Below are 22,914 nucleotides of genomic sequence, written 5' to 3'. Positions count from 1 at the left end.
AATCAACTCAGTCATATCTGGCCTCCGCCCACCAGCGGCCGTTCTCCAGGGCGAGGAGCCAGGCGGTGCCGTCGGCATCCACCACCTGGAAGCGGGTGAAGCGGCGGCGGGCGGCGGAGTCCCACCAGCGCTCGTAGACCGGCCAGGGGCCCGCCCAGGCCTCGAGCGGCCGCAGGCGCCGGCCGCCGGGATCGGGGGAGAAGACGACCGGCGGAGCCGAGAGGAGCCCGCGCTCGGTGATCACGACGTCTTTCTCTCCGGCGGCGAGCACCACGACCGCGCGCGGCCGGTCGAACACGGTGGTGGGCAGGGGCGGCGGGATGCTCCCCGGCCAGGGCGCGATCTCGGGGGCCGTCGCGGCCCGGCGTCTCGACGGGCGGGAGGCCACCACCTGCCGGTCGTCGACCCGATCGCCCCACGGCACGAGCAACTGGCGCTCGCGCGGTGACCTGCCGCCGCCGATCGTGGCCGTGAGCACGCCCTCGTGCCCCACGATGCTCTGCACCCGGGACAGCCCGTGGTGGATCCGCTCGTCGGAGCCGCTGCCCCAGAGGCCGGTCTCGTGGTGGAAGCTGTGGTCGATGGTCTCGGCCGTGATGCGCACCCGCACGATCGGCGAGGTGAGGGCGCTCTCGATCATGCTGCCGCCCTGCAGCTGCCAGCGCACCCGGTCGACCACGTCGGTGGAGCCGAACCAGCGCGGATGCAGCCAGCTGCGCTCCCTGGCCGGCCCGCGCTCGGGCGTGAGCTCCACCCGCAGGGCCGTGCAGACGAAGCGGGCCGCGGCCAGCTCGTCGACGAAGCGGTCGGCGGCGGCCCGGATGCCGAAGGCGATCTGGTCGATGCGGTCCAGCCCCGGCTCGAAGTCGGTGACGCTCTCCCGCACCTCGGGCGGGATGCGCGGAGTGACCGGGGTGCCGTCGAGCCCGCTCGCCCGGGAGTGCGCCCACGCGCCCGGCTCGCCGAAGCGGGAGCGCACGTCTTCCGCCGGCAGTACCGCGAATTCGCCCAGGGTGCGGATGCCCAGCCGCCAGAGCAGTGCCGTGAGCTCCTCCTCGGCCAGCAGCTGCACCGGCAGCCCCGAGAGGAAGTGCGGCGACTGCCCCACCGGCACGATCCGGATGAGGTCGACCCCGGGGAGCCTGGCCGCCTGATCGGCCGCGAACAGCCCGTCGGCGATGCCGACGCGCGCATCCGTCACCCCCAGCGCGGCGAAGCGCTCGAGGAAGGCCAGGGCCGCCGCATGCTCGCCGCCGTAATACCGGGAAGGACCTCTGGCCCGCAGGGCGCAGCTGCCGGCCCGCACGATCTGCACCTGCGGGCTCATCTCCTCCAGCGCCGCGATGAAGGGCTCGAAGGCGCGGTTGATGCGCACCGGATCGTGCTCGAAGTCGCGCAGCTGCGGACTGCGCGCCTGCGCCTCCCGCAACCGGAGCCCGCGGCGCACCCCGTCGGCCCGGGCGGCCGCCGAGCAGGCGTAGACCACACCCTTCTCGACCACGGCGATCGGCTCCTCGGCCGACACCCCCTCGAACCCCGCGGTGGCCGTGACCGGCCAGTCGGGGCACCAGAGCACGACCGAACGCACCGGAGCCGGCGCCGCGCTCATCCCGCCACCTCGCGCAATCGCCAGACAGGAGCGGCGGAGCCCGGAGCATCCGAGCCGTGAGCCCCCGACGTGCCGACGTCATGCGCCAGACCGCGGGAGGTGCCCGCCTGCTCGAGTACCGGCCGGAACGATTCGTCTCGATCGGGCAGCCACAACCGTGCCCGGCGGGGCCGCCCGGAGCCCGTCCGCGCCGTGGCCGACACCATCGCCTGGCGTGCGGCCAGGTGCCCGTGCCCCAGACCGATGCCCGACCAGGTGCTCTCGGTGATGCGCAGCGTCGCCTCGCTCTGCGGCCAGTCGCCGAGCACGATCAGTGTGGCCGCCCGCTGCCGGATGCGCGACTGCAGCCGGGCCACCACCGAATCGGGCACCCGGGCCGGCATCCGCGTCACCACCACCCCCACCACGTCGGCCATCGCCGCGGTGACCGTGAGCCACTCCTCGCCGGGGTGCGGCACGAGGGCGAGCCGCTCGAGATCGATGCCGAACCGCGAGGCCGCCTCCACCCCGAAGTCGGGCATGCCCACCACGCCGCACCACACCCCGTCGGCCGAAGGGCCGGCCATCAGCGCCATGACCAGCGCGGTCGAGTGCTCGACCGAGTAGGCGGCGCCGGAGCGCAGCGCTCCTCCCGGCAGCAGCGATTCGAGCGCCGGATGCGTGCGCACCGCCCGCGTGTCGAGCTTGGTGGCCTGCATCTGCTGGATGCGCGACTGCAGCAGACGGATCTCCTCGCCCGCCGGAGCGGGGGAGGAGAGCGTGAGCGCGGCATCCGTCATGCCCTCATGTTCGAATATATGTTCGAATAAGTCAATTGCGGGAACGGAGCGGGGGAAAGTCCACGAATCCACCTGTGGAATCCACAGCGATGCTGTCATGAAAGCCTTACCACCCCCGGTGTCGGCCGGGTGTCATAGGGTCGAGGAATGAGCAGTTCCACCGCTTCCCCCGAAGGCCTGCGGGCACCCACCGCCATCGACCGGATCGCCGAGACCTGGGTCGACACCCTCGTCGAGCTCGAGCCGGTGCTCGGCACCTACATCGGCCGCACCGAGGTGAACGACCGTTTCGGCGACCTGTCGCCCGAGGGTCACGAACGGCACCTGGCGGCGGTGAAGGGGGTGCTCGCCGAACTGGCGGCCACCGAGACCGCCGACGCCGTCGACGAGGTCACCAAGGCCGATCTCACGGGCGAGCTCGAGCTCGCCGTCGAGAGCGCCGAGGCCCGCCTGGCCCTGCGCGACCTCAACGTCATCGACTCGCCGTCCCAGCACATCCGCGAGGTCTTCGACCTGATGCCCACGGAGTCGCCCGACGACTGGTCCACCATCGCCAAGCGCCTCTCGGCCGTCGAGGAGGCCGTCGACGGCTACATCGTCACCCTGCGCGACGGCATGCGCCACGACATCACGCCCGCCGTGCGCCAGGTCGTGGAGGTGCTGGCCCAGGCCCGCAAGAACTCCGGGCCGGAGAGCTTCTTCACCGGTTTCGTCGCCTCGCCCGCCACCGAGGGGCTGCCCGCCACGCTGCGCGCCGACCTCGACCGTGGGGCCGCCACCGCCTCCGAGGCCTACTCGAAGCTGGCGCAGTTCCTCGAGAACGAGCTCGCGCCGGTCGCCACCGAGCAAGACGCCGTGGGCCGCGACATCTACGCCCTGCAGTCGCGCCGCTTCCTCGGGGCCACGATCGACCTCGACGAGAGCTACGAGTGGGGCATCGAAGAGCTCGGCCGCATGGCGCGCGAGCAGGAGGCGATCGCCGAGGAGATCCTGCCCGGGGCATCCGTGCAGGAAGCCATCGCCTTCCTCGACCGCGACGAGAGCCGCAAACTGCACGGCACCGAGGCGCTGCAGGAGTGGATGCAGGCCACCAGCGACCGCGCGGTCGCCGAGCTCGGCGCCACGCACTTCGACATCCCGGAGGAGATCCGGGCGCTGGAGTGCATGATCGCGCCCACCCACGAGGGCGGCATCTACTACACCGGCCCCACCGACGACTTCTCCCGCCCCGGCCGGATGTGGTGGTCGGTGCCCGAGGGCGTCACCGAGTTCGACACCTGGCGCGAGCTCACCACCGTCTACCACGAGGGTGTTCCCGGCCATCACCTGCAGATCGGGCAGGCCGTCTACAACCGGGCCAAGCTCAACACCTGGCGCCGCCAGCTGGCCGGCACCAGCGGTCACGCCGAGGGCTGGGCGCTCTACGCCGAGCGCCTGATGGAGGAGCTCGGCTACCTCGACGACCCGGCAGACCGCCTCGGCATGCTCGACGGCCAGCGGATGCGCGCCGCTCGCGTGGTGCTCGACATCGGAGTGCACCTGCAGAAGCCCCGCCTCGACGGGCAGGGCACCTGGGATGCCGGCTACGCCCTCGACTTCATGCGCCAGAACGTGAACATGGACGACGCCTTCATCCGCTTCGAGGTCAACCGCTACCTGGGCTGGCCCGGTCAGGCGCCCTCGTACAAGATCGGCCAGCGCATCTGGGAGGAGATCCGCGACGTCTATCGCGCCCGCGAGAAGGAGGCCTTCTCCTCGAAGGAGTTCCATCGCACCGCGCTCGACCTCGGCGGTGTGCGGCTCGACACCCTGCGTTCCGCTCTGCTCGGCGAGTCGTCCGCGCCGAGCGGCGAGAAGTAGGAGGCGGCCATGGTCGGCCCGCGCCCCACCACGCGCACTCGCCGCTCGCCGTACGAGCTCACGTCCGCATCCTCGCTCGACGACCTGCATCCCGCTCTCCGTGCCTACTTCGGCGGTCTGCCCGCCGGCCACCGTGGCTACGGCAGTGGGGTCTTCGAGGTGGTCGGCACGCCCCGACGCTGGCTCTGGCCTGCGCTGCACCTGCTCTCCCGGCAGGGGATGCTCTTCCCGGTCTGGGAGAAGAACGTGCCGTTCACCGTGGTCAACGCCCCGCTCACCGACCGCGACGGCAACACGGCGGTCGTCGCCGTGCGCCGCTTCCACTTCCTCGGCGGCGCCCGCACGATGGTCGACGCGATCACGGCCGAGCGGGCCGGTCACGACGGGCTCGTCGACCATCTCGGCTTCACGCGCCGGTTCCGGGTGCGGTTGGCGAGCCGGGTGCTGCGGGGGGAGTTCCACCTGCGGTCGACGGCGTTCGAGATCCGGATCGGGCGGAGCCATCTTCGGGTGCCCGGCATCCTGGCCCCTCGGGTGTCGCTGGTGGAACGCTTCGACGATCACGCGCGCCTGCCGGGCGCCGCTGAGGGAGCATCCGGGGCCCAGCGGGTCTCGGTGGTCGTGGAGGCGCCGCTGCTCGGCCGGCTCTACGAGTACACGGGCGCTTTCCGCTATGAGGTGCGCACGAAGCCCTCGTCCTCGGAGGGATCGGCAGCCGTTCCCGCCGGATCGTCGTCGACGGCGGCCCGCAAGGCGCGCGGATGACGGGCGCCCGGCGGGTCGTGATCGCGGGTGCCTCCGGTTTCATCGGCGAGTACCTGGTGCGGGCGTTCCGGGAGGAAGGCGCGCAGGTGGCACGGATCGGGCGCCGGAGCGGCGGAGACGGCGGCCCTGGTGTGCGTGGCCCGGAAGGAAAGAGCCCCGATGCGCGTGGCCCTGAAGGAAAGGGCCCCGATGCGCAGGGCTCTGATGCCCACTGGGGCGACCTGGCCGCCATCACGGAACTGATCGACGGCGCCGACCTCGTGATCAATCTCGCCGGCAAGAGCGTCGACTGCCGGTACACGCCCACGAACCGGGCCGAGATCTTCCGTTCGCGCCTGGCGACCACCCGCGAACTGCAGACGGCCGTCGCGGCCGCCTCCCACCCGCCCCGGCTCTGGATCAACGCCTCCACCGCCACCATCTACCGGCACGCCGACGACCGCCCGATGACGGAGTCGACCGGCGAGATCGGCGAGGGCTTCTCGGTGAACGTGGCCACCAGCTGGGAGGAGGAGTTCTTCCGCGGCGAGCTGCCCGCCACCCGCCGTGTGGCGCTGCGGATGGCGATCGTGCTCGGCGACGGCAGTGCCCTGGCGCCGATCCGGATGCTCGCCAAGGTGGGCCTCGGCGGCCCTCAGCTCGACGGTCGCTGGCCGTCCACCCCAGCCCGCCGCGCCGCCGGTACCTTCCACGTCTATCGTCCGCGCTCCCGCGGCGGGCGCCAGAAGTTCAGCTGGATCCATCTGCGCGACGTGCTGGGCATCATCCGCTTCCTCGAAGGGCACCCCGAGATCGAGGGGCCCGTGAACGCGGCCGCCCCGCACCCCACCGACAACCGCACCTTCATGGCCTCGGTGCGCCGTGCCGCCGGCATCCCCATCGGCCTGCCCGCCTGGCGCTGGATGCTCGAACTCGGCTCGGCCGTCATCCACACCGAGACCGAGCTGGTGCTGAAGAGCCGCTGGGTCGTGCCCGAGCGCCTCGAGGCCGCGGGCTACGACTTCGCGTTCCGCGACCACGAGGCCGCCCTGGCCGACATCCTCGGGCCGGATCGCGGCCGCGACGAGGCGTCGACACCCGTCTGAGTGCGGCTTGCCGCGGGCCGCAAACGACAGCTAGACTAGAGTGTCACATTTGTGACTACCATCCGCACGCCTGTCGCGGAACCGACCCGGTCGGTACACCATATGCATCACTCGCGGCAGGCCCGAGCTATGTCCATAACGGAGCAACCACTACATGACAATCGCAACGACCGAAAAGGCAACCAAGCAGGTCGCCATAAACGACATCGGATCTGCTGAAGACTTCCTCGCCGCGGTCGAAAAGACTCTGAAATTCTTCAACGACGGAGACCTCATCGAAGGCACCGTCGTGAAGATCGACCGCGACGAGGTCCTCCTCGACGTCGGTTACAAGACGGAGGGTGTCATCCCTTCGCGTGAACTCTCCATCAAGCACGACGTCGACCCCACCGAGGTCGTCCAGGTCGGCGACTTGGTCGAGGCCCTGGTCCTCCAGAAGGAAGACAAAGAAGGCCGCCTCATCCTCTCCAAGAAGCGTGCTCAGTACGAGCGTGCGTGGGGCGACGTCGAGAAGATCAAGGACGCCGACGGCGTGGTGACCGGTTCGGTCATCGAGGTCGTCAAGGGTGGCCTCATCGTCGACATCGGACTCCGCGGCTTCCTCCCGGCTTCGCTGATCGAGCTGCGCCGCGTGCGCGACCTGACCCCGTACCTGGGCCAGGAGATCGAGGCGAAGATCCTCGAGCTCGACAAGAACCGCAACAACGTCGTGCTGTCGCGCCGTGCCCTGCTCGAGCAGACGCAGTCCGAGAGCCGCACCACCTTCCTCAACAACCTCCAGAAGGGGCAGGTCCGCAAGGGCGTCGTCTCGTCGATCGTCAACTTCGGTGCGTTCGTGGATCTGGGCGGCGTCGACGGCCTCGTGCACGTCTCCGAGCTGTCCTGGAAGCACATCGAGCACGCCTCCGAGGTCGTCGAGGTGGGCCAGGAGGTCACCGTCGAGATCCTCGAGGTCGACCTCGACCGCGAGCGCGTCTCGCTGTCGCTCAAGGCGACGCAGGAAGACCCGTGGCAGGTGTTCGCCCGTACCCACGCCATCGGCCAGGTCGCGCCCGGAAAGGTCACCAAGCTGGTGCCGTTCGGTGCGTTCGTCCGCGTCGCCGAGGGCATCGAGGGTCTGGTGCACATCTCCGAGCTCTCCGGCAAGCACGTCGAGCTCGCCGAGCAGGTCGTGTCGGTCGGCGACGAGGTCTTCGTCAAGGTCATCGACATCGACCTCGAGCGTCGTCGCATCAGCCTCTCGCTGAAGCAGGCGAACGACGGCGTCGACCCCGAGGGCACCGAGTTCGACCCGGCGCTCTACGGCATGCTCACCGAGTACGACGACCAGGGGAACTACAAGTACCCCGAGGGCTTCGACCCGGAGACCAACGAGTGGAAAGAGGGCTTCGACACCCAGCGCGAGGCATGGGAGCAGCAGTACGCTGAGGCCCAGGCTCGCTGGGAGGCCCACAAGAAGCAGGTCGCGACCTCGGCCGAGGTGGCCGCTGCCAGCGACATCCCTTCGGGTTCCTCCTCGTTCTCGAGCGAGTCGACCGGCGCCGGCACCCTCGCCGACGACGAGACCCTCGCTGCGCTGCGCGAGAAGCTCAGCTCGAACAACTAGTTCCACATCGCTGTTCTGCAGCACACCGGAAGGCCGTTCCCTCGGGGGCGGCCTTCCGGCCGTTAAAGGGCGGCACCTTGTCCAGTGGCAGGTTCGGCGATCGGGGCGCCCGGTAGCATGAAACCGTGTATCTGATCGCACTCACCGGCGGTATCGCCGCGGGCAAATCGACCGTGACCCGGCGCCTCGCCGAGCTCGGCGCCGTCACCATCGACGCCGACCAGCTGGCCCGGGAGGCCGTGGCCCCCGGATCCGCGGGTCTCGACGCCATCCGTCACCGCTTCGGCGACCGGGTCATCGCCGCCGACGGAAGCCTCGACCGTCCGGCCCTCGGCGCGATCGTGTTCGCCGACGAGCAGGCCAGGCTCGACCTCAACGGCATCACGCACCCGGCGGTGAAAGACCTCCTCGCGGCGAAGCTGGCAGCCATCAGCGCCGAGGACGCGGATGCCGTGGTCGTCTACGACATCCCGCTGCTGGCCGAGACCGGCGGTCGCCGGGGCGGCCAGTTCGAGTACGTGATCGTGGTCGAGGCACCGGCCGAGCAGCGGATCGAGCGGCTGATCACCCTTCGCGGCATGTCGCGCGAGGAGGCGGAACGCCGGATCGGCAGCCAGGCCGGCGACGAGGAGCGCCGCACCCTCGCCGACGTCGTGATCGACTCCGGAGGAACCCTGGACGAGACGCTCGCCCAGGTCGACGCGGTCTGGCAGACCATCCTCATCCGCGACCCGCAGAACAGCTGAGGACGGGCATCCGATGAGCCGCATCGATCTGAACGCCGACCTCGGGGAGTCGTACGGAGCCTGGACGATGGGCGACGACCGAAGCATGCTCGACGTCGTCACCAGCGCGAACGTCGCCTGCGGTTTCCACGGAGGCGACCCGGCCGGTCTGCTCGGCACGCTCCGGCAGGCGGTCGCCCGCCGGGTGGATGTGGGCGCGCACGTCTCCTACCCCGATCTGCGCGGCTTCGGGCGGCGCGACGCCGATCCGCCGAGCGCCGAGCTGACGGCCGACGTCGTCTACCAGATCGGGGCGCTCCAGGGACTCGCCGCGGCGGCCGGAACCCGCGTGCACTACGTCAAGCCGCACGGCGCCCTCTACAACCGCATCGTGCACGACGAGCGCCAGGCGGCCGCCGTGGTGGACGCGGTGCTGGCGGTCGACCCCGAGCTCGCGCTGGTCGGTCTGCCCGAGTCGGAGATCGCCCGCGTCGCCGAATCCGAAGGCCTGCGCTTCGTGCCCGAGGCCTTCGCCGACCGTGCGTACCGCGCCGACGGCAGCCTGGTCTCCCGCACCGAGCCGGGTGCGGTGCTGCACGATCCCGGCGAGATCGCCGAGCGGATGCTGCGCCTGGCCACCGAGGGCGTCATCACCTCGATCGAGGGTCATGACATAGCCCTGTCGGCCGAGACCGTGTGCGTGCACGGCGACACCTCCGGCGCGGTCGGCATCGCCCGGGCGGTTCGGGAGACGTTCGAGGCGGCGGGCCTGGACGTGCGGGCTTTCTCGGCCCGATGACCGCGACCGATCCGCGATGACCGACGGCACGATGCGCATCCGGCCGATGGGGGAGTCGGCGCTGCTGGTGGAGGTTCCGGATGCGCGGGTCGCCGTCGACCTCTACGGCCGCCTGCGGGCGGACACGCCGGGGTGGGTGGTGGAGCTGGTTCCCGCCGCGCGCACGGTGTTGCTGGTCTTCGACCGCGAACGGATCGGTGCTTCCCGGGCCGAAGCATGGCTCACGGCGGCCGCCTCGAGTACGCGGGGGGAGAGGAGCGCCCTGCGGCAAGAACCCGAGCCGCCGGCAGCTGCATCGGGTGCCACCGACCTTCGTGCCCGTTCCGACGCGGCCTCTTCCTCCGAGCCCGTGGAGATCCTCGCCCGCTACGACGGGCCGGATCTCGGCGAGGTCGCCGCGCTGCTCGGCATCGGTGTCGACGAGGTCATCCACCGGCACACCGGTCAGCTCTGGACCTCGGCCTTCATCGGATTCGCACCGGGGTTCGCCTACCTGGTGGGGGAGGACGAGCCGCTCACGGTGCCCCGTCGCGAAACGCCGCGCACCGCCGTGCCCGCCGGATCCATCGCCCTCGCCGCGGGCTTCTGCGGCATCTACCCCCGTGCCTCGCCGGGCGGGTGGCACCTCATCGGGACGACGGAGGTGCGGCTCTGGGATGCGAGCCGTGCGCAGCCGGCGCTTCTGGCACCGGGGACGCGGGTGAGGTTCATCCATGAGCGATGAGGCCGGGACGGGGTCGAGGGTGGACCCGACGCGCCCCGCGATGTTCGAGGTACAGGCATCCGGGTTCCTTACCCTGCTGCAGGACGAGGGCAGGCCGGGATTCGCGCACCTCGGCGTGACCGCGTCGGGCGCGGCCGACCGCGGCGCGTACGCGGCGGCGAACCGGCTCGTCGGCAACCGACCGGGTGCGGCCTGCCTCGAGGTGACCTTCGGCGGGCTGCGGATGCGGGCGCTCCGCACGGCGTTCGTGGCGGTCACCGGTGCTCCGGCCACCGTGCTCGTGCAGCGGGCCGGAGCGTCCACGGCCGGGTTCGAGTCTCCGACCGGCTACGCCTTCACCGTGTTCGCGGGGGAGGTGGTGGAGGTCGCGGCGCCCACCGAGGGGCTCCGGAACTACCTCGCCCTGCGCGGCGGATTCGCCGCCGAACCCGTTCTGGGCAGCCGGTCCACGGATGTGCTGAGCGGGCTCGGGCCGGCCCCGCTGAAGGCCGGCGACATCCTGTCGGCGTCCGTGGAGGCGGGCGACTGGCCGCCGGATTCGTTCATCCCTCCGCCCCTGCCGAGCGCCGGGCCGGTGCGGCTGACGCTGACGCGCGGCCCGCGCGACGACTGGTTCGGCGACCGTGGCTGGCGCGCACTGCTCGACCAGCTCTGGACCGTCAGCCCCGAGTCGAATCGGGTGGGCGTGCGGATGGCGCTGGCCGCAGGCGGGGCGGCCCTGCTCCGTGCCCCTGGCTACGACGGCGAGCTGCCGAGCGAGGGGATGGTGGCCGGCGCCGTGCAGGTGCCGCCGAGCGGGCATCCGGTGCTCTTCCTGCGCGATCACCCCGTGACGGGCGGGTACCCCGTGATCGGCGTGCTCACGGAGGCGGCCGTGGATCTGGCCGCCCAGCTCCGGCCGGGCGTCGGGGTGCGGTTCGCGAGCGCATTCGGTTCAGAGTTGCAGAAATAACGAGGACCGGCGCCCTATACGGCCCCGGTCCTCGTTATTTCTGCAACTCTGAACAGGAGGGCATCAGCCGAAGAGCATCGCGGCTTCCTCGTAGCGGTGCTGCGGAACGGTCTTGAGCTTGCCCAGCGCGTCTTCGAAGGCGACCGTGGTGATCTCGGTGCCGGCCAGCGCCACCATCCGGCCCCAGGCCTCCTCCTGCACGATGTCGGAGGCGGCCATGCCGAGGCGGGTGGCGAGCACCCGGTCGAACGCGGTGGGCACGCCGCCGCGCTGGATGTGGCCGAGCGTGGTGGCCCGGGTCTCGATGCCCGTGAGCTCCTCGATCATCGGGGCGAGCCGCTCGCCGATACCGCCCAGGCGCGGACGGCCGAAGGCGTCGAGCCCGCGCTCGGAGTGCGCGTCGTCGGTCTGGTCGGGCTTGAAGCCCTCGGCCACGACCACCAGCGGTGCCCGTCCGCGGTCGGCGGCGCTGCGCACCCATTCGGCGACCTGCTCCAGGCTCGTCTCCTGCTCCGGGATCAGGATGGCGTGCGCTCCCGCCGCCATGCCCGAGTGCAGGGCGATCCAGCCGACGTGCCGGCCCATCACCTCGGCCACCATGCAGCGGCTGTGCGAGTCGCCCGTGGTGCGCAGACGGTCCATGGCCTCGGTGGCGATCTGCACGGCGGTGTCGAAACCGAAGGTGTAGTCGGTGGCGTCGAGGTCGTTGTCGACCGTCTTGGGCACACCCACGATCTTGAGCCCGGCATCCGTCAGCCGCTTGGCCGCCGCGAGGGTGCCCTCGCCGCCGATGGCCATGATGGCGTCGATGCCGAGGCGGTCGAGGTTCTCCTGGATGCGCTCGGGGCCGCCGTTGCCCTCGAAGGGGTTGGTGCGGGAGGTGCCGAGGATGGTGCCGCCCTGCTTGCCGATGCCGCGCACGTCGCTGCGCTCGAGGCCCATGATGTCGCCGTTGACGACACCGCGCCAGCCGTCTTTGAAGCCGACGAACTCCTGCCCGTTGATCTCGGTGCCTTTCAGCACGGCGCCGCGGATGACCGCGTTCAGACCGGGGCAGTCTCCGCCGCTGGTCAGGATTCCAATTCTCATCTGAAGTTCCGCCTCGGTGTGGTGGTGGGAGAGGGGGACGCCCGGCGTATCGCGTCGTCCTGCGTATCGCTCTCAGCGAGCACCGACGCTGGTGTCGGTGGCCCAACCTAAACTTATTGCATGGAACCCACTCGCTCTGTACACCCCTTCGAGGTCATCAGTGAATACACGCCGAGTGGAGACCAGCCGGCGGCCATCGCCGAGCTCGCGGGCCGCATCAACGCCGGCGAGACGGATGTCGTGCTGCTGGGCGCCACCGGTACCGGAAAGTCGGCCACCACGGCCTGGCTGATCGAGCAGGTGCAGCGGCCCACGCTGGTGCTCGCGCACAACAAGACGCTCGCGGCGCAGCTGGCGAACGAGTTCCGCGAGCTGATGCCGAACAACGCGGTGGAGTACTTCGTCTCGTACTACGACTACTACCAGCCCGAGGCCTATGTGCCGCAGACCGACACCTTCATCGAGAAGGACTCGTCGGTCAACGCCGAGGTCGAGCGGCTGCGGCACTCCACCACCAACTCGCTGCTCTCGCGCCGCGATGTGGTCGTCGTCTCGACCGTGTCCTGCATCTACGGCCTCGGGGCTCCCGAGCAGTACCTCAAGGCGATGATCGCGCTGCAGGTGGGCGACCGCATCAACCGCGACAAGCTCATCCGGCGCTTCGTGTCGATGCAGTACCAGCGCAACGACGTCGACTTCTCGCGCGGCAACTTCCGGGTGCGTGGCGACACCATCGAGATCATCCCGATGTACGAGGAGCTGGCCATCCGCATCGAGATGTTCGGCGACGAGATCGAGGGGCTCTACGCCCTGCATCCGCTCACCGGCGACATCGTGAAGAAGCTGGAGTCGGTCTCGGTGTTCCCGGGCTCGCACTACGTGGCCGACACGGATGTGATGCACCGCGCCATCGAGACCATCCAGACCGAGCTGCACGACCGGCTGGCTGTGCTCGAGCGCGAGGGCAAGCTGCTCGAAGCCCAGCGGCTGCGGATGCGCACCACCTTCGACCTGGAGATGATGCAGCAGATCGGCTTCTGCTCGGGCATCGAGAACTACTCCCGCCACATCGACGCCCGCGCGCCGGGCGAGGCACCGCACTGCCTGCTCGACTTCTTCCCCGACGACTTCCTCGTGGTGATCGACGAGTCGCACGTCACCGTGCCGCAGATCGGCGCCATGTACGAGGGCGACTCCTCGCGCAAGCGCACGCTGGTCGATCACGGCTTCCGGCTGCCGAGCGCGCTCGACAACCGGCCGCTGAAGTGGAACGAGTTCAAGAACCGGGTGGGGCAGACGGTCTACCTCTCGGCCACGCCCGGCAAGTACGAGATGGGCATCGCGGATGGCGTGGTGGAGCAGATCATCCGCCCCACCGGCCTGATCGACCCGACGCTGGTGATCAAGCCCTCGAAGGGGCAGATCGACGACCTGCTCGAGGAGATCCGCATCCGGGCCGCGAAAGACGAGCGGGTGCTGGTGACCACGCTCACCAAGAAGATGGCCGAAGAGCTCACCGACTACCTCACCGAGGCCGGGGTGCGGGTGCGCTACCTGCACTCGGATGTCGACACGCTCCGCCGCGTCGAGCTGCTCACCGAACTGCGGATGGGCGTGTACGACGTGCTCGTGGGCATCAACCTGCTCCGGGAGGGTCTCGACCTGCCCGAGGTGTCGCTGGTGGCGATCCTGGATGCCGACAAGGAGGGCTTCCTGCGCTCGTCGACCTCGCTCATCCAGACCATCGGCCGTGCCGCTCGAAACGTCTCCGGTGAGGTGCACCTCTACGCCGACAAGATGACGGATTCGATGCGCCTCGCGATCGACGAGACCGACCGCCGGCGCGAGAAGCAGGTGGCGTACAACACGCTGCACGGCATCGATCCCCAGCCCCTGCGCAAGAAGATCGCCGACATCACTGAGGCGCTGGCCCGCGAGGGCGCCGACACCGCCGACCTGCTGCGCGAGCGTTCGGGCCGAGGCAAGAAGAGCCCCACCCCGAACCTGCGCCGCGAGGGCATCGCCGCGGCCGGCGCGAACGACCTCGAAGGCATCATCGCTGACCTCAACTCGCAGATGCTCGAGGCCGCCGCCGAGCTCAAGTTCGAGTTGGCCGGCCGCCTGCGCGACGAGGTCTCCGAACTCAAGCGTGAACTCCGCCAGATGGAGAAGGCCGGCCACATCAGCTGACCGCAACGACGGAGCCTCGGGCTCGATTCGGGACGAGGCTCCGTCGTTGCCCACGAAACGCGCGAAACTCCTTCGTTGCGGCAGTGGGAGCGGCAAGCGTACCGCCGAGAGCGCGGTGGTTGTATCGCCCTCGGCGTACCGCCGAGAGCGTAATCGCGGGCCGGTGTCGGTGGGTCGACATAGACTTTCGGGGTGTCGATTTCGAGCCTAGATTCCGCAGATTCCCTTGCCCTCAGCCCCTCCGAAGAACTCGCCCGTGAACGGGCTGCAGAGCTCTCCGGGCCGGCTGCTGCGCTGCGCCACGGGGCGAGCGGAAAGCTGAGCGTGCACGGTGCGCGGGTGCACAATCTGCGGGATGTCGACATCGAGATCCCGCGCGATTCGCTCGTCGTGTTCACCGGTCTCTCGGGGTCGGGCAAGTCGAGCCTCGCGTTCGACACGATCTTCGCCGAGGGCCAGCGCCGGTACGTCGAGAGCCTCAGCGCCTACGCCCGCCAGTTCCTGGGTCAGGTCGACCGCCCCGACGTCGACTTCATCGAGGGCCTGAGCCCGGCGGTCTCGATCGACCAGAAGTCGACCAACCGCAACCCGCGCTCGACGGTCGGCACCATCACCGAGATCTACGACTACATGCGTCTGCTCTGGGCGCGCATCGGCATCGCGCACTGTCCCGTCTGCGGCGAGGTCATCTCGGCCCAGACCGTGCAGCAGATCGCCGACCAGCTGATGGAGCTCGAAGACGGCGTCCGCTACCAGATCCTCAGCCCTGTCGTCTCGCAGAAGAAGGGCGAGTTCGTCGACCTCTTCAAAGAGCTCAGCGCGGGCGGCTACTCGCGCGCGGTCGTCGACGGCGACGTGGTGCAGCTGAGCGATCCGCCCAAGCTCAAGAAGCAGTTCAAGCACGACATCTCGGTGGTGGTCGACCGCCTGGTCGCCGGGCCCGAGATCCTCGGCCGGCTCACCGACTCGCTCGAGACGGCCCTGCGCCTCACCGACGGCCTGGTGCAGATCAACTACGTCGACGAGAACGGCCCCGAGGCCTGGTCGACCTTCTCCGAGAAGCTCTCCTGCCCGAACCAGCACCCCATCCAGCTCACCGAGATCGAGCCGCGCACCTTCTCGTTCAACGCCCCGTTCGGCGCCTGCCCCGAGTGCTCCGGCCTCGGCACGCGGATGTCGGTCGACCAAGACCTGCTGCTCGGCGACGAAGACCTCAGCATCAACGACGGCGTCATCATCCCCTGGACCACGCAGGGCAAGGGCCTGTTCCAGTACTACGAGAAGCTGCTCGACGGCCTCGCCCGCGACCTCAAGTTCTCGCTCAACACCCCGTGGAAGAAGCTCAGCCCCGAGGTGCGCGAGGCGATCCTGCGCGGCAACAACTTCGAGGTCAAGGTCAAGTGGAAGAACCGCTACGGCCGGGAGATGAGCTACACCTCCGGCTTCGAGGGCGTGATGCCCTACATCGAGCGGCAGTTCCTGCAGGCCGAGTCCGACTCGCAGCGCGTGCGCTGGAGCGAATACCTGCGCGAGATCCCGTGCCCGGTCTGCGAGGGCAAACGTCTGAAGCCCGAGGTGCTGGCCGTCACCGTCAACGAGCACAGCATCGCGGATGTCTCCGAGCTCAGCCTCGCCGACGCCCAGCGCTTCATGGGCACCCTGACCCTCACCGACCGCGAGGCCATGATCGGTGCGCAGGTGCTGCGTGAGATCAAGGCCCGCCTCGACTTCCTGATCGAGGTCGGCCTGAGCTACCTCGACCTGGCGCGCGCCGCCGGGTCGCTCTCCGGCGGCGAGGCCCAGCGCATCCGTCTCGCCACCCAGATCGGCTCCGGCCTCACCGGCGTGCTCTACGTGCTCGACGAGCCGAGCATCGGTCTGCACCAGCGCGACAACCGGCGCCTGATCGAGACCCTCGTGAAGCTCAAGAGCCTCGGCAACACCCTGATCGTGGTGGAGCACGACGAAGACACCATCCGCACCGCCGACTGGATCGTCGACATCGGGCCGGGTGCGGGCGTGAACGGGGGCACCGTGGTGCACTCCGGGCACTACGACGAGCTGCTGGCGAACACGGACTCGCTCACCGGCGACTACCTCTCGGGCCGCAAGTCGATCGAGGTGCCCAAGAAGCGCCGGCCGATCGACCGCAAGCGCCTGGTCACCGTGCAGGGCGCCGAGGCGAACAACCTCAAGAACGTCACGGCCGACTTCCCTCTCGGCGTGCTCACCGCGGTCACCGGGGTGAGCGGATCGGGCAAGTCGAGCCTCGTGAACGACATCCTGTACCGGGTACTCGCCAACAAGCTCAACGGCGCCCGCAAGCTGCCCGCCAAGCACAAGCGCGTCACGGGGCTGGAGAACCTCGACAAGGTCGTGCACGTCGACCAGAACCCGATCGGCCGCACCCCGCGCTCGAATCCGGCGACCTACACGGGTGTGTTCGACCGCATCCGCAACCTGTTCGCCGAGACCGCGGAAGCCAAGGCCCGTGGGTACCTTGCGGGCCGGTTCTCGTTCAACGTCAAGGGCGGCCGCTGCGAGGCCTGCTCGGGTGACGGCACCATCAAGATCGAGATGAACTTCCTGCCCGACGTGTACGTCGCCTGCGAGGTGTGCGGGGGAGCGCGCTACAACCGCGACACCCTGAGCATCCACTACAAGGGCAAGAACATCGCCGAGGTGCTCGACATGCCGATCAGTGAGGCGGCCGACTTCTTCGAGCCGATCTCGGCCATCCACCGCTTCTTGAAGACGCTGGTGGAGGTGGGGCTCGGCTACGTGCGGCTCGGCCAGAGCGCCACGACGCTCTCCGGCGGCGAGGCGCAGCGCGTCAAGCTTGCCACCGAGCTGCAGCGCCGCTCGAACGGCCGCAGCGTCTACGTGCTCGACGAGCCGACCACCGGTCTGCACTTCGAAGACGTGCGCAAGCTGCTGCTGGTTTTGAACGGCCTGGTCGACAAGGGCAACACGGTGATCGTGATCGAGCACAACCTCGACGTGATCAAGTCGGCGGACTGGCTGATCGACCTCGGTCCGGAGGGCGGATCGGGCGGCGGAACGATCATCGGCACGGGAACACCCGAGAAGCTCGCCACGATCGAGGCGAGCCACACGGGTACGTTCCTGCGCGAGATCCTGCCGGCGCCGAAGAAGCGCTGACGCTCCCGGAGCGCGACCTCAGCGCAGCCGGAGCGGCGCGAGCAGTGCGTCGGCGGCGGTGACGTCCACCTCGGGGGACGAGCCGTCGCAGCGGGGAAGCGTGCGGTCGGCTCCGCCGCCGGCCGCGGCGCCCGGTTCGGCGCGCTCGAGACGGATGACGACGTGGCGCAGCTCCTCGTCGCCGTACTCGTAGCGCACCTCGTCACCCACCTCGGCGAGCAGCTCGCCGATCTCGACCTCGTTCTCGTCGACCAGCCGCTCGTCGTCGGGCTCGTCGTCGAATCTGTCGGCGGAGGTGTAGACCTCATCCGGTTCGCCGGCCGCCGTGAAGCCGTGCGACTCGGTGTTCGGCCAGTCCAGGCTCAACTGAACGGCCAGGTGCAGTTCGCCCAGGTCGGCGTCGGCTTCCAGGAGCAGGCTCCGCCACACCGCCGGCTCCGATCCCGGCACCTCGACGCGCAGGCCCAGCACCGTGCCCGGCTGATGCGGATTGCGCCCGTCGTCGAACAGTCCAAGCTCGTCGGCGACGTCGTCGATCGCATCGGCCAGGGCCGCGCGCAGGCCCGCGGGGGCTTCGTACCGCGAATCGCCGGCCGGGCCGATGAGGGTCAGGATGCCGTCGCCGGTCAGGTCGCCCAGCATCCGCTCGGTCTCGCCGTCGGCCTCTCCCGACAGCGTGCCCGCGGCGCCGGCCGCGATGTCGAGCAGTTCGACGATCTGCTCCACCGGGGTCGAGGGGAGCAGGAGCGGGTTGGCGGCGACGCAGAGCAGGCCGAGCACGCGCTCCTGCGCCAGCGCCCGTGGCTCGGAGGTGGCCTCGCCCTCGGCGGTGCGCAGCACCTCGTGCAGCCGCTCGGTCAACTGCTCGGGCGTGGAGACGGCGGATGGCAGGCTCTCGAACGCGGCCCGTTCCTCGGCGCGCGGCACGTCGTCGACGTCTTCCAGGGCGTCCACCAGGTGCAGGAGGAGTCGGGTGCTGATGTCGTAGGCGTCCTCGAGCAGATCCGAACTCGCATCGATCTGCGCGTCGGTGCCCTCCCAGGCGCCGGTCTCGACCGCGAAGTCGAGGTAGTGCTCGAGGGTCTCGATGACCTCGGGAAGGCGCGGTGCCAGCTCGGGGTCGGCCTCGACCGCCGCGAGGAGGGGATCGAGCACGTCGGCCACCGGCTCGTGCAGGCGCCGCGACGAGAGCTCGAACAGCTTTCCCAGCAGCGCCGCGGTCTCCGGCGCCGAGGCGTGATCGTGCCCGTCGACCGAGGCCGCGTGCTGGGCGTACCAGCGCTCGAACCGCACCAGCAGCGCCGTCGTGCCGGTCTCCGACCGCCCTGTCGTCGGGCGCCGTCCGCCCGGCCTCCGTTTGGTGCTCATGATCCGACCTCTCCGCTTTCTGCCTGTCCGCTCAGCGCGCACCGCACACACGATCGTAAGGGCACCCGGTGTCGGTGCCGGGTGCGAGAATTGAGGCAACCATGGCAGACACAGTTTCCTACCGGCCCAAAGCCGGCGAGATCCCGACCCAGCCCGGCGTCTATCGCTTCAAAGACGCGAAGGGCCGCGTGCTGTACGTGGGCAAGGCGAAGAACTTGCGCGCCCGCCTCAGCAACTACTTCGCGCCGCTGCGGAGCCTGCACGAGCGCACCCGCCGGATGGTCACCACAGCCTCCGGCGTGGAGTGGACGGTCGTCAAGACCGACATCGAGTCGCTCCAGCTCGAATACACCTGGATCAAGGAGTTCGACCCGCCGTTCAACGTCAAGTTCCGCGACGACAAGACCTACCCGTTCCTCGCGGTGACGCTCGGAGACGAGGCGCCGCGCGTGCTCGTGACCCGCAACCACCGCATCCGAGGGGCCCGGTACTTCGGGCCGTTCCCCAAGATCTGGGCGGTGAAAGACACCATCGACCTGATGATCAAGGCGTTCCCCATCCGCACCTGCTCCGACTCGAGCTACAAGCACGCCATGCAGACCGGGCGGCCGTGCTTCCCGGGCCAGATCGGGCGTTGCGGCGGCCCCTGCTCGGGCAAGGTCACGATCGCCGAGCACCGCGCGATCGTCGACGACTTCGTGGCCTTCATGGCCGGCGGAGACAAGCGCTTCGTCACGGCGGCCACCAAGAACATGAAGGAGGCGGCCGAGCGGCAAGACTACGAGTCGGCCGCGAAGTACCGCGACCAGCTGCAGGCCCTCGAGGCCGTGCTCGCCAAGAGCGCCGTGGTGCTGCGCGACGGCGTGGACGCCGACCTGTTCGCCATCGAGCACGACGAGCTGGCCGCATCCGTTCAGCAGTTCATCGTGCGCGCCGGGCGCATCCGGGGCGAGCGCTCGTGGACGGTCGACAAGGAGATCGACGTCGACACCGCCGAGCTGGTCGACTCGATCCTGCAGCAGGCGTACGACGGCGAGGTGCCGCCGAAGGAGATCATCGTGCCGGCCCTGCCCGACGACACCGAGGAGCTCGAGGCGTGGCTGGGGGAGCGGCGTGCCAAGGGGCAGGTGCACCTGCGCACCGCCCAGCGTGGCGAGAAGGCGGCGCTGATGGCCACCGCCACCATGAACGCCAAGAACAACCTCATGCTCTACAAGACCCGGCGCTCCTCCGACTTCGTGGCCCGCTCGCAGGCGCTCACCGACATCCAAGAGGCCCTCGGCATGACGGATGCCCCGCTGCGCATGGAGTGCTACGACGTCTCGCACCTGCAGGGCACCAACATCGTCGCCTCGATGGTGGTGTTCGAAGACGGACTGGCCCGCAAAGACCAGTACCGCCGCTTCTCGATCGCCGACTCGACCGATGACACCGAGTCGATCTACCAGGTGATCACCCGGCGCCTCGCGTACCTCAAGACCGATGAGGCCAAGGATGCCGCGGGCGAGGCCGCCGACGCCGCCGAGGCATCGGCTGCCGAGGCCGGAACCGAGCCGCGCGACGAGGTCGTCGTGCCCGAGAAGCGCAAGAAGTTCGCCTACCCGCCGAACCTGCTGATCGTCGACGGCGGTCAGCCGCAGGTGAACGCGGCCGCGCGTGCGCTCGAGGAGTCGGGCGTGCAGGGGATCTTCCTGGCCGGCATCGCCAAGCGACTCGAAGAGGTCTGGCTTCCCGACACCGACTACCCGGTCATCCTGCCCCGGGGCAGCGAAGCGCTGTTCATGATCCAGCGTATCCGCGACGAGGCCCACCGTTTCGCCATCACGCACCAGCGGGCCCGGCGCAAGCGCGACATCACGTCCGTGCTCACCGAGGTGCCGGGGCTCGGCCCGGCCCGCGTGCGCGAACTGCTGCGCCATTTCGGGTCGGTCGCCGAACTGAAGAAGGCGGACGTGACGGCGATCGCCGAGGTCAAGGGCATCGGCTCCGTGCTGGCCGAGCAGATCCGCGTAACTCTCGCCGGGTAGGCTAGGCAGACGGTCCCGATTACGAAGCGAAAGCGAACGATGGCTCCCGATTCCCCTCAGCAGCAAGAAGTGCTGATCGTCACGGGCATGTCCGGTGCGGGGCGGTCCACCGTCGCGAACGCGCTCGAAGACCTCGGCTGGTACGTGGTCGACAACCTGCCGCCGCAGATGCTGCGTCCGCTCGTCGACCTCGCCGAGCACGCCGGCTCGACCCTGCCGCGGATCGCCGCGGTGGTGGATGTGCGCGGGCGCGACTTCTTCTCCGACCTGCAAGACATCATCCAGGCCCTGCGCGGCGGCATCCAGCTTCGCGTCGTGTTCCTGGAGGCGACGGATCAGGCGCTCGTGCGCCGTTTCGAGCAGGTGCGGCGACCGCATCCGCTGCAGGGCAACGGCACGCTGCTCGACGGGATCGGCGCCGAGCGCGCCCGTCTCAGCCCCATCCGCGAGTCCAGCGACATCCTGATCGACACCTCCGATCTCAACATCCACCAGCTCGCCACGGCCGTGCAGGAGCGCTTCTCGTCGGCCGACACCGCCGGCGTGCAGCTGACCGTGATGAGCTTCGGCTTCAAGTACGGGGCGCCGACGGATGCCGACGGCATCGCCGACGCCCGCTTCCTGCCGAACCCGTTCTGGGTTCCCGAACTGCGCGCCCACACCGGTCTCGACACCGAGGTGAGCGAGTACGTGCTCGGGCAGACCGGAGCCCGAGACTTCGTCGACGCCTACGCGAAGGCGCTCGAACCCGTTCTCGCCGGGTATCAGCGGGAAAACAAGAGGCACGCCACGATCGCGATCGGCTGCACGGGCGGCAAGCACCGCTCGGTGGCCATCGCCCGTGAGCTGGCCGAGAAGCTGGCGACCTTCCCCGGGGTCGTCGTCAGCGTCAAGCACCGCGACCTCGGCCGGGAGTGACCGGGACTGCGGCCCGGCGATCCTGAGCACCGGCCGCAGCAGATCCACGCGCACCATCGTTGATACGTCTTCGGACGCACAGAAGTAGAAGAAGGTTTCCATAGTGGCTCTCACCGCCGACGTCAAAGACGAACTGACCCGCGTCGTGGTCAGCAAGACGACCGTCCGGGCCGCCGAACTCGCCACCATCCTGCGGTTCGCCGGCGGCCTGCACCTCATCTCCTCGCGCATCGCGATCGAGGCCGAGCTCGACACCCCCGACATCGTCAAGCGCGTGCTGCGCGACCTCGCCGAGCTCTACGGCGTGAAGGGCGACGTGTCGATGATCGCTCCCTCCGGCGGTCGCCGCGAGGGCGCGTACCTCGTGCGGGTGATCGACGGCGGCGAGACGCTGGCCCGCCAGACCGGGCTGCTGGATGCTCGGCGGCGGCCGATCCGCGGCCTCCCGAACCGTCTCACCACGGGTGGGCGCGACGACCTGGCCGCGGTCTGGCGGGGCGCGTTCCTGGCCAGCGGATCGCTGACCGACCCCGGCCGGTCGGCCGCCCTGGAGGTCACCTGCCCGGGAAACGAGGCCGCGATGGCGCTCGTGGGCGCCGCCTCCCGGCTCGGCATCTCCACCAAGGCCCGCGAGGTACGGGGGGTTCACCGGGTCGTCATCCGCGACGGCGAGGTGATCGCGGCGATGCTCTCGGTGATGGGGGCCACGGCCACGGTCACCAAATGGGAGGAGATGCGCCAGCGCCGCGAGGTGCGGGCCACGGCCAACCGTCTGGTGAACTTCGACGACGCGAACCTGCGGCGCTCGGCGCAGGCCGCCGTCGCCGCCTGCGCACGCGTCGAGCGGGCGATGGAGATCCTCGGCGACGACATCCCCGACCACCTCAAGTACGCCGGCGAGCTGCGGCTGGCCCACCGCGACTCGAGCCTGGACGAGCTCGGCCACCACGCCGACCCGCCGATGACGAAAGACGCGATCGCCGGCCGCATCCGGCGTCTGCTGGCCATGGCCGACAAGCAGGCCACCGATCAGGGCATCCCCGGCACCGAGGCGAACCTGCCGCCCGACCTGGACGACTGACGAACGGATGCTGAACGCCGAGTCCGCGCGAACCCGGCACGAGCCCGGTGCCGGCCGAACCGCAATAGACTGAAAACGACACTCACAGCCGCCGCATCACTGGCCGGCGGCCAGACGAACGAGGAGATCATCAATGGCTGAGTACACGCTGCCGGACCTGCCGTACGACTACGCC

17 protein-coding genes are annotated in these 22,914 nt (G+C 69.7%); 13 read left to right on the top strand and 4 right to left on the bottom strand.

Going from position 1 to position 22,914, the window contains the following annotated elements; translation table 11 throughout:
• Positions 1 to 7 precede the first annotated feature (7 nt).
• Complete coding sequence (locus tag ACN4JJ_RS13000; RefSeq protein WP_440710324.1) at positions 8 to 1,609, bottom strand: DNA polymerase Y family protein; 1,602 nt, start codon at positions 1,607 to 1,609, stop codon at positions 8 to 10.
• Positions 1,606 to 2,388, bottom strand: a complete 783-nt coding sequence (imuA', locus tag ACN4JJ_RS12995) for a DnaE2-dependent mutagenesis accessory factor ImuA' (RefSeq protein ID WP_440710323.1) — start codon at positions 2,386 to 2,388, stop codon at positions 1,606 to 1,608. The genes ACN4JJ_RS13000 and imuA' overlap by 4 nt, the downstream gene beginning before the upstream one ends.
• A gap of 147 nt (positions 2,389 to 2,535) precedes the next feature.
• On the opposite strand from imuA', the gene ACN4JJ_RS12990 reads away from it, so the two are divergent.
• The 8 genes from ACN4JJ_RS12990 (at position 2,536) to ACN4JJ_RS12955 (ending at position 10,904) form a co-directional block, all read left to right on the top strand.
• Entirely contained in the window at positions 2,536 to 4,248 is a 1,713-nt protein-coding gene (locus ACN4JJ_RS12990; RefSeq protein WP_440710322.1) for a DUF885 domain-containing protein, read from the top strand.
• 9 nt (positions 4,249 to 4,257) lie between these two features.
• Positions 4,258 to 5,013, top strand: a complete 756-nt coding sequence (locus tag ACN4JJ_RS12985; RefSeq protein WP_440710321.1) for a DUF4166 domain-containing protein — start codon at positions 4,258 to 4,260, stop codon at positions 5,011 to 5,013.
• Complete coding sequence (locus ACN4JJ_RS12980; RefSeq protein ID WP_440710320.1) at positions 5,010 to 6,098, top strand: epimerase; 1,089 nt, start codon at positions 5,010 to 5,012, stop codon at positions 6,096 to 6,098. Before ACN4JJ_RS12985 ends, ACN4JJ_RS12980 begins: the two co-directional genes overlap by 4 nt.
• Positions 6,099 to 6,252: 154 nt before the next feature.
• Complete coding sequence (rpsA, locus tag ACN4JJ_RS12975; RefSeq protein WP_440710319.1) at positions 6,253 to 7,704, top strand: 30S ribosomal protein S1; 1,452 nt, start codon at positions 6,253 to 6,255, stop codon at positions 7,702 to 7,704.
• 125 nt (positions 7,705 to 7,829) lie between these two features.
• Positions 7,830 to 8,450, top strand: coding sequence for a dephospho-CoA kinase (coaE, locus tag ACN4JJ_RS12970; RefSeq protein WP_440710318.1), 621 nt, complete (start codon positions 7,830 to 7,832; stop codon positions 8,448 to 8,450).
• A 13-nt stretch (positions 8,451 to 8,463) separates the two neighbouring features.
• Positions 8,464 to 9,228 carry a LamB/YcsF family protein gene (locus ACN4JJ_RS12965; RefSeq protein ID WP_440710317.1) on the top strand — a complete coding sequence of 255 codons (765 nt, stop codon included), beginning with the start codon at positions 8,464 to 8,466 and terminating at the stop codon, positions 9,226 to 9,228.
• Positions 9,229 to 9,244: 16 nt separating this feature from the next.
• Complete coding sequence (locus ACN4JJ_RS12960) at positions 9,245 to 9,952, top strand: 5-oxoprolinase subunit B family protein (RefSeq protein WP_440710316.1); 708 nt, start codon at positions 9,245 to 9,247, stop codon at positions 9,950 to 9,952.
• Entirely contained in the window at positions 9,942 to 10,904 is a 963-nt protein-coding gene (locus ACN4JJ_RS12955; protein WP_440710315.1) for a 5-oxoprolinase subunit C family protein, read from the top strand. Before ACN4JJ_RS12960 ends, ACN4JJ_RS12955 begins: the two co-directional genes overlap by 11 nt.
• Before the next feature lie 63 nt (positions 10,905 to 10,967).
• On the opposite strand, the gene ACN4JJ_RS12950 is transcribed toward ACN4JJ_RS12955, so the two are convergent.
• A complete protein-coding gene (locus tag ACN4JJ_RS12950; protein WP_440710314.1) occupies positions 10,968 to 11,993 on the bottom strand; it encodes a 6-phosphofructokinase in 1,026 nt (341 codons plus the stop codon).
• 120 nt (positions 11,994 to 12,113) lie between these two features.
• Between ACN4JJ_RS12950 and uvrB the strand changes: the two genes are divergently transcribed.
• Both uvrB and uvrA read left to right on the top strand, forming a co-directional pair.
• Positions 12,114 to 14,183, top strand: coding sequence for an excinuclease ABC subunit UvrB (gene uvrB, locus ACN4JJ_RS12945; RefSeq protein ID WP_440710313.1), 2,070 nt, complete (start codon positions 12,114 to 12,116; stop codon positions 14,181 to 14,183).
• A gap of 294 nt (positions 14,184 to 14,477) precedes the next feature.
• Positions 14,478 to 17,345, top strand: a complete 2,868-nt coding sequence (gene uvrA / locus ACN4JJ_RS12940; RefSeq protein ID WP_440710826.1) for an excinuclease ABC subunit UvrA — start codon at positions 14,478 to 14,480, stop codon at positions 17,343 to 17,345.
• Between the two features lie 18 nt (positions 17,346 to 17,363).
• On the opposite strand, the gene ACN4JJ_RS12935 is transcribed toward uvrA, so the two are convergent.
• Positions 17,364 to 18,713, bottom strand: coding sequence for an IS1096 element passenger TnpR family protein (locus tag ACN4JJ_RS12935; RefSeq protein WP_440710312.1), 1,350 nt, complete (start codon positions 18,711 to 18,713; stop codon positions 17,364 to 17,366).
• Positions 18,714 to 18,814: 101 nt separating this feature from the next.
• Between ACN4JJ_RS12935 and uvrC the strand changes: the two genes are divergently transcribed.
• From uvrC to whiA, 3 genes are all read left to right on the top strand, one after another.
• Positions 18,815 to 20,740, top strand: coding sequence for an excinuclease ABC subunit UvrC (gene uvrC / locus ACN4JJ_RS12930; protein WP_440710311.1), 1,926 nt, complete (start codon positions 18,815 to 18,817; stop codon positions 20,738 to 20,740).
• Positions 20,741 to 20,779: 39 nt separating this feature from the next.
• Entirely contained in the window at positions 20,780 to 21,658 is an 879-nt protein-coding gene (rapZ, locus tag ACN4JJ_RS12925) for an RNase adapter RapZ (RefSeq protein WP_440710310.1), read from the top strand.
• 103 nt (positions 21,659 to 21,761) lie between these two features.
• A complete protein-coding gene (whiA, locus tag ACN4JJ_RS12920; protein WP_440710309.1) occupies positions 21,762 to 22,739 on the top strand; it encodes a DNA-binding protein WhiA in 978 nt (325 codons plus the stop codon).
• Positions 22,740 to 22,914 lie beyond the last annotated feature (175 nt).

The sequence above is a fragment of the Herbiconiux dendrobii genome (genome assembly GCF_052048175.1).
Classification (GTDB): domain Bacteria; phylum Actinomycetota; class Actinomycetes; order Actinomycetales; family Microbacteriaceae; genus Herbiconiux.
The sequence above is the reverse complement of the archived record's forward strand: the minus strand, read 5'-3'. Positions and strand labels throughout refer to the sequence as shown.

Excerpts from the sequence above, each read along its gene's own strand:
- imuA' (WP_440710323.1), bottom strand. The coding sequence starts at position 2,388 with ATGACGGATGCCGCGCTCACGCTCTCCTCCCCCGCTCCGGCGGGCGAG.
- uvrB (WP_440710313.1), top strand. The coding sequence starts at position 12,114 with ATGGAACCCACTCGCTCTGTACACCCCTTCGAGGTCATCAGTGAATAC.
- ACN4JJ_RS12965 (WP_440710317.1), top strand. The coding sequence starts at position 8,464 with ATGAGCCGCATCGATCTGAACGCCGACCTCGGGGAGTCGTACGGAGCC.
- ACN4JJ_RS12950 (WP_440710314.1), bottom strand. The coding sequence starts at position 11,993 with ATGAGAATTGGAATCCTGACCAGCGGCGGAGACTGCCCCGGTCTGAAC.
- ACN4JJ_RS12960 (WP_440710316.1), top strand. The coding sequence starts at position 9,245 with ATGACCGACGGCACGATGCGCATCCGGCCGATGGGGGAGTCGGCGCTG.
- ACN4JJ_RS12990 (WP_440710322.1), top strand. The coding sequence starts at position 2,536 with ATGAGCAGTTCCACCGCTTCCCCCGAAGGCCTGCGGGCACCCACCGCC.
- ACN4JJ_RS12985 (WP_440710321.1), top strand. The coding sequence starts at position 4,258 with ATGGTCGGCCCGCGCCCCACCACGCGCACTCGCCGCTCGCCGTACGAG.
- rpsA (WP_440710319.1), top strand. The coding sequence starts at position 6,253 with ATGACAATCGCAACGACCGAAAAGGCAACCAAGCAGGTCGCCATAAAC.
- rapZ (WP_440710310.1), top strand. The coding sequence starts at position 20,780 with ATGGCTCCCGATTCCCCTCAGCAGCAAGAAGTGCTGATCGTCACGGGC.
- ACN4JJ_RS13000 (WP_440710324.1), bottom strand. The coding sequence starts at position 1,609 with ATGAGCGCGGCGCCGGCTCCGGTGCGTTCGGTCGTGCTCTGGTGCCCC.
- ACN4JJ_RS12980 (WP_440710320.1), top strand. The coding sequence starts at position 5,010 with ATGACGGGCGCCCGGCGGGTCGTGATCGCGGGTGCCTCCGGTTTCATC.
- ACN4JJ_RS12955 (WP_440710315.1), top strand. The coding sequence starts at position 9,942 with ATGAGCGATGAGGCCGGGACGGGGTCGAGGGTGGACCCGACGCGCCCC.
- ACN4JJ_RS12935 (WP_440710312.1), bottom strand. The coding sequence starts at position 18,713 with ATGAGCACCAAACGGAGGCCGGGCGGACGGCGCCCGACGACAGGGCGG.
- uvrC (WP_440710311.1), top strand. The coding sequence starts at position 18,815 with ATGGCAGACACAGTTTCCTACCGGCCCAAAGCCGGCGAGATCCCGACC.